This is a genomic window from Oleiphilus sp. HI0066 (assembly GCF_001635725.1).
The window spans coordinates 1-1,029 of sequence record NZ_LWFH01001335.1; the positions used below are offsets into that span (position 1 = coordinate 1).

Consider the following 1,029-nt stretch of genomic DNA (forward strand, 5'->3'; position numbering starts at 1 on the left):
GGTTATCTGAAATATTTTCCTCGCTCAAGGTACCACTGAAACGGATAACCGCCATCTTCATGTTACGGAGCTCTTGAACCTCGACCGCAGCATCTCTCGGGCTCGGCGCAGTCGACAGCTCAAAACTTTCGGGCAGCACAAAAGACATTTGTTCTGTCTTTGCCGGATCCATAAACACTGGCGCAGTCATTGAAATTTCTTTCTCTTCGCTATTTTCGCCAGAGATATAAGCAAATAACTTACGAAAGGCCCCATCCTCTCTAGAGCCTGGGTTCATCGGCGCAGTCACTAACAACAGACGTTGATATTCACGTACTTCGATATTTTCAGACTCCGCTTCTTCCGCGTTCTTAGTTTCAATAACTGAATACGGTGCGTGTTCAATCGTATGCCGTACCAAGCTACACCCGCTTGCTAAGAAAAACGTGCTTACTATCAATGCAACAAAAATGTTTTTCCAAACCATTGTTCAATCTATGTCCTCTACCTAAAATATCAAGCTAAGCTCTAAAGCCAGTTTATCGACGTAACGACCGATGCCTAATTGTGTACGGATTGAAAGTTTGAAGTGATCAGTTGCAGATGACTGACTTATTAAATTTGCTACGCGCCCGCAGAAACTTTTCGCCAATACGCGGCTAATGTAGGAATAAAATCGTTATAATGAGAGAAATCAAAGTGCGCGAGATGCGCCCATTCCGGTTGAGAAGAATACCCTGAGGCATACCAAGCGGCATGCATACCTGCATTGTGCGCGGCTTCGAGATCGTAACGAAAATCGCCAACGTAGATACAATGCTTGGGGTCAACTTGCCATTCGTCGGCGAGCATCAATAAAGCGTCAGGTGAAGGCTTAGGAGGGGCGTGCTCACGTGCAAGTACTCTTCCCACTCGCAACTGACTACGATCAAGTTTCAGTTGACTTGCAGGAATCGAATTGCGTGTGACAACGCCTGTTTTGATGGATGAATTACTGAGTTTGAGCAGCGTCTCAGGCACTCCAGCAATTACTTCAGAGCTATGCGCGTC

The 1,029-nt window shown here is 46.1% G+C and carries 2 protein-coding genes; both read right to left on the bottom strand.

Annotated features, from left to right (window positions below):
- Positions 1–466 (bottom strand): heme-binding protein (locus A3738_RS20125; protein ID WP_068763803.1); only part of this gene is annotated, 466 nt, incomplete at its 3' end.
- Between the two features lie 137 nt (positions 467–603).
- Positions 604–1,029: HAD family hydrolase (locus A3738_RS20130; protein WP_068763804.1), on the bottom strand; the 426-nt coding region annotated here is incomplete at its 5' end.